Annotated in this window: 6 protein-coding genes; 2 read left to right on the forward strand and 4 right to left on the reverse strand. The window is 66.0% G+C overall.

The genetic code is table 11. The annotated features are described in order from the left end of the window. The 3 genes from MUO23_00930 to MUO23_00940 form a co-directional block, all read right to left on the reverse strand. The coding region (locus tag MUO23_00930; GenBank protein ID MCJ7511514.1) for a hypothetical protein at positions 1-230 on the reverse strand (230 nt) is incomplete at its 3' end. Then, positions 227-784 carry a zf-HC2 domain-containing protein gene (locus tag MUO23_00935; GenBank protein ID MCJ7511515.1) on the reverse strand — a complete coding sequence of 186 codons (558 nt, stop codon included), beginning with the start codon at positions 782-784 and terminating at the stop codon, positions 227-229. The genes MUO23_00930 and MUO23_00935, both read right to left, overlap by 4 nt. Further along, positions 765-1,379 (reverse strand): sigma-70 family RNA polymerase sigma factor, encoded by a 615-nt coding sequence (locus tag MUO23_00940; protein ID MCJ7511516.1) that lies wholly within the window; start codon positions 1,377-1,379, stop codon positions 765-767. The genes MUO23_00935 and MUO23_00940 overlap by 20 nt, the downstream gene beginning before the upstream one ends. A gap of 152 nt (positions 1,380-1,531) precedes the next feature. On the opposite strand from MUO23_00940, the gene MUO23_00945 reads away from it, so the two are divergent. Beyond that, complete coding sequence (locus MUO23_00945) at positions 1,532-3,379, forward strand: ABC transporter ATP-binding protein/permease (protein MCJ7511517.1); 1,848 nt, start codon at positions 1,532-1,534, stop codon at positions 3,377-3,379. 122 nt (positions 3,380-3,501) lie between these two features. Next, on the forward strand, positions 3,502-3,918 hold the full coding sequence (locus MUO23_00950; protein MCJ7511518.1) for a cyclophilin-like fold protein: 417 nt from the start codon (positions 3,502-3,504) through the stop codon (positions 3,916-3,918). A gap of 60 nt (positions 3,919-3,978) precedes the next feature. Here MUO23_00950 and MUO23_00955 read toward each other — a convergent pair. Further along, on the reverse strand, positions 3,979-5,187 hold a 1,209-nt coding region (locus MUO23_00955; GenBank protein MCJ7511519.1), incomplete at its 5' end, for a tRNA uridine(34) 5-carboxymethylaminomethyl modification radical SAM/GNAT enzyme Elp3.

The raw sequence follows: 5,187 nt of genomic DNA on the forward strand, positions 1-5,187 counted from the left end.
CCGCCGATGATGGCCACGTCGCCGTTGACCGTTGACTCGTTGGCCAGCGTGGCCACCCCTCCGATCACCACCAAGTCCTCGTTCAGGCTCTGCCCGGGGCCGAGGGTGTACACGCCGCCCACGACCAGCTTCCCTCCGCCGCCGTCACCCAGAACCGGGGCGGCCAGGGCGGTCGCCGGAATTACCAGCAGCACCGCTACCAGCACAAACACCGCCAAGACACGTTTCATCGTTGTGCTCCTTTCTGAGCGTAGTTCCAGTTGAGTTGGTAGATCACCAACAGCCAGCCACCGCATAGACCGACTGCGGCCGCGGTCAGGGCGCCACCCCAACCGACGATGACTGCCGGCACGATCGGCCCGGTCAGCGATCCCAGAATCTGCCTGCCCACATAGAAGATCACCGTGGTATTGGTGATCCATTGCACGCCACTGGACACCATCCCCGCCAGGCTGGGCAGGCGGAGCGGTTGAGGCAGCCCCAGCCACGCCAGCAGGGCCAGCCCGACGACGATCTCCAATGCGATCCCCCCCAGGAGAACCCCCGACTGGCGGCGGGCCCGCTTTCGACTGTCGAGCGCCATCCGGGCTTCCCATCGTCCGGTGAAGCCGGGCCGAGGTGCCGCCAGGGGTGGCTGCGTCAGGTCTCGCTGCACTTGAGCCCACCCGGCTTGAAGCGTCTGGCACCGGTCACAGCTCGCCAGGTGCTGACGCAGCTCCGCCGCCTCTTGCGCCGACCGCGGCTCATCCGAGAACAACCAGGTCTCAAACGGGGAGTGGGACATCGGAGGTCTCTCCACGGATTGTTGTAGGGCTGGAGGCTTCTACATACAGCTGGGCTAGCTCGCGCCGGGATCTGTGCAGCCGACTCTTGACGGCGCTGGTTGTCAGGTCCAGGTCAGCCGCGATCTCCTCCAACGGCATGTCGTACCAATACTTGAGGGTGATGATGGCTCGGTCGAGGGGGCTCAGGCGGTCCAAGAGCTGAGCGACCCGCGCCGCCTGCTCCCGGCGCATCACCACCGACTCCGGGCCGGGAGCCACGTCGGTCAGGGCGGCCTCGCCCTCGATTGCATCCAGGTCCAGGGCGGCCATTCGCCGCCGGCGCAGCCGATCGATGCACTCATGGGCGGTGACCGACAGGCACCACGAGCCGAACCTGCGCTCAGGGTCGTACCGGTGAAGGCCCCGGTAGGCCTTGAGGAAAGCCTCCTGGGCCGCGTCTTCGGCTTCGCCTGCCTCACCGAGCATTCGGAAGCACAGGTTGTAGACAGGCACCTGGAAAACCTCCACTAAGCGGGCGAACGCCTGTTCGTCACCCTGCCTGGCCTGGCGAGCCCACTGGGACTCCTGTGCGAGCTGTGATGGGTCAATCCGCATATCGGATCCCGGGCTGCGTAGTCTTCACCTTCTCTACGCAGCCTGTCCCGGCCGGTTGCAGGCATCCAGGCCGGCCGCCGGCCGGCTTGGCCCCGCCTGCTGGGCATGCAAGTACCCACCCCGGCCGGACCCACATGATAAGATGCTCACCGATGGCAGCCTCGACCGAGCCCGAGAAGGGCTCTTCTCGCGAGCGCTGGACGCAGATCCGCGCTTCCGCCAGGAATGTCCTGCGGGCCTTCCGCTTGTCCTGGGAAGCTCATCCGCTTTCCACCTTGGGCATGGCCGCTTGCACCGTCGTCGGTGCCCTGCTTCCCGCGGCTCAAGCCTGGGTAGCCAAGCTGATTGTCGACAGCGTGGTCAACTCCCTCAACCAGCAGGCCGATCCTATGACCGGATTACGGGCCATCGCCCCGCTGCTGGCGGCTGAGTTTGTGCTGGTCGTGCTCCAGGCGCTCAACGTCCAGCTCAGGACATTGTCGGAGCACATCCTACATGCCCGCTTGAACCTGACCATTAACACTCGGATCATCCGCAAGGCGCTCGCCCTGGATCTCACCCACTTTGAGAATGCAGAATACTACGACAAGCTTCAGAATGCACGCCGCGAGGCCGACTGGCGGGGGCTGCGCATCGTCAACGGCAGCTTCTATCTCGTTCAGAACGTGATCACCCTCATCACGTTCGCCCTGCTCTTGATCCGGTTCAGCCCCTGGCTGGCGCTGCTGCTGTTCCTGGCCACGCTGCCGGCCTTCATCACCCAGAGCCGCTATGCCGAACTGAATTTCCGCGTGCTGTCCTGGCGGGCTCCCGAGGCCCGGCGCCTGTCGTATCTCGAGCACGTCCTGACCGACTACGACGCCGTCAAAGAGGTCAAGCTGTTCTCGCTCGGCGAGCCGCTGCTCGGCCGCTATGCCAACCTGTTCTGGAGCTTCCTGCGTGAGGATCAGAACATTGCCCAGAAGCGCAGCCTGGCTTCCCTAGGCTGGGGGTTGCTGGCGACGCTGACCTACTACGGCGCCTACGCCTGGATCGTGTGGCGGACCCTGGCGGGCGCCATCACCCTGGGCGACATGACGATGTACCTCAGCATCTTCCGCAACAGCCAGTCCACCTTCGAGAGCATCTTCTTTGAATTGAGCGAGCTCTATGAGAACGGCCTGTTCATGAGCAACCTGTTCTCGTTTCTCGAGCTGCAGCCGTCGATGGTCCAACCCGCCTCCCCGCGGCCCGTGCCGCGGCCGCTGCGGCAAGGCTTCGAGTTCCGCCACGTCGCATTCCGCTACCCCGGGCAGGAGACATGGGCCCTGCGCGACGTGACCTTCGCCATCCGGCCAGGGGAGAAGATCGCCCTGGTGGGGCCGAACGGGGCCGGCAAGACCACGATCGTCAAGCTGCTGACGCGTCTGTACGACCCGACCGAGGGCGAAGTTCTGCTCGACGGTGTCGATCTGAGGGAGTACGACCTCGGGCAGCTGCATCACCGCATCGGGGTAATCTTTCAGGACTTCGTGCGCTACCATCTGGCCGCCTTCGAGAACATCGGGTTCGGCCAGATCGAAGCCCTCGACGACCGGCAGCGGATCGAGCAGGCCGCCGCCATGAGCGGCGCCGACGGGGTGATCGCCGGCCTACCGGAAGGATACGAGACCACCCTCGGTCGCTGGTTCTCGCGCGGCCGGGAGCTTTCCGGCGGCGAGTGGCAGAAAGTCGCTCTGGCGCGGGCCTTCATGCGTGATTGCGAGGTCTTGATCCTGGACGAACCGACCGCCGCCCTAGACGCCGAGAATGAGTTCCAGGTGTTCCAGCAGTTCCGGCGGTTGACCGCCGACAAGACTGCGGTCCTGATCAGCCACCGCTTCTCCACCGTGCGCATGGCCGACCAGATCTACGTCGTCGAGGGCGGATCGATCCGCGAGCGCGGCAGCCACGAAGACCTGATCGCCCTCGGGGGCACCTACGCCCGGCTGTTCACCCTGCAGGCCGAGTCCTACCGCTAGGACCCCTGCAACCGCCGCCGGCCGCCAGCCCGCACTCGATTGCCCCACCCGCAGCTACGCCTCCGGCAATCTGCTGGAGCGGCTTCGTCGCGCCCCAATTCCGCGCGGCCCGAATTCGGTGGATGCTATACTCCCGCCCGATCCGCCGACCGGAGATCCCGATGGTCAAGCGCATCCGCATCACGGCCGGCAAGGTGTCCGCCCTTGCCGATCTCGACGCTTCCCCGACCGCAGAGGCGATCTGGAGCGCCCTGCCCATCCAAGCCTCCGCCAGCCGATGGGGGGATGAGGTGTACTTCGAGATCCCGGTTCGCCTGGAGGAGGCGCCCGGCGCAAGGCAGGTGATGAAAGTCGGTGAGCTGGGCTATTGGCCGATCGGCTCGGCCTTCTGCGTCTTCTTCGGGCCGACGCCTGCGAGTGAGGGCGAGGAACCCCGAGCCTACAGCAACGTCAACCCCTTCGGTTTGGTCCAGGGCGACCCCGGCGTGTTCTCCGCCGTCCGCAGCGGGGCCCGGGTAGTGGTTGGCCGCGCCGAGTGAAGCGGTGTCTGGGCAGATCGGGGTTCTCGGCGGCCACGCATCTCCAGGGAGCAGGCGCGTTCAATGGACTTCAGTCGAAGATCTCACGCGACGGCCCCCCGATCCCAGTGACTTGATCATGTAGCTCTCCCCCAGGTGGTAGCCCAGGCGGCGGTAATACGGTCGCGTGCCGATGGCGGCGATGACCGCCACACGGGGAAAGCCCGCCTGCCCAGCCACTCGCTCTCCCCAGTCCACCAGCCGAGCCCCCAGCCCGGCATGTTGCGCCGCACCATTCGACGGCTCTCCGAGCGGGAGTGAGGGGCCGTATACGTGGACCTCCCGGATGATCCCGGCCTGCGCCAGATCGGCCAGCGTAGGCTGAGGGGATTGTTCGCCCGGCAGCCACAATCGCAAGTACCCCGCAAGCCGATCCTCGGAGGTCTCGAGCGCCAGGAAGTGCTCGGTGCCGCCGGCGGCGGCGTAGGAGATGGACTCCGGACGCAATCCGGTCTCCAGCACATTCCCCGACCGCACTTCGCGGCATCGGATGCAACTACACTGTCGACCACGCTCCGCCAGGGTCCGCAGGACGTCCTGCCGCAAGCTTGTGCGTCGATTTCCCTCGATCACATGGTGCGAGGGGATATCCCGGACGACCCGGTTCACCCGGCAATAGCGGGGGATCAGAAGCTTGATGTCTGCAAGCAGGTCCACCAGCACCGGTCGGGTGTACGGAGCGTACTCGCCCCGCTGCCAGGATTCCGCCAGGCCTGTCCCCGGCAGCAGCTGCGTGGGGTAGATCTTCAGCTCGTCCGGCCGGACGTCTTCCAGCGCCCAGATCCGGGCGAAGTCTTCGCGGTCGGTCTGGGGAGTCGCCCCCAGCAGATTCGGCATCCAGTGCAGGACGATCTTGAACCCGGCAGCCCGCAGCAGGCGCATGGCTTGTTGCGTCTCCGACAGCTTATGGCCGCGCCGGTTCCGACGAAGCAACTCATCGTCAAGGCTTTGTGCCCCGAGCTGGACTTTGGTGACCCCCAGCCGCCGGAGGTGAGCGATCTCGCTGGGGCTGATACAGTCCGGACGGGTCTCAATGACCATACCGACGTTCCGGTGCCCGGCCCCCTCGTTCGCAGCCTGAGCCGAGTTCAAGCTGGGGGCCTCGCAGCCGTTCAGCGCCTCCAGACAGCGCTGCACGAACCAGCGCTGGTACGCCCGAGGATAGGCGCTCCAGGTCCCGCCGAGGATCAGCAGCTCGACCTTCTCCGTCGGGTGCCCGATGGCTTCTAG

It is taken from the genome of Anaerolineales bacterium, assembly GCA_022866145.1.
Classification (GTDB): Bacteria; Chloroflexota; Anaerolineae; order Anaerolineales; family E44-bin32; genus PFL42.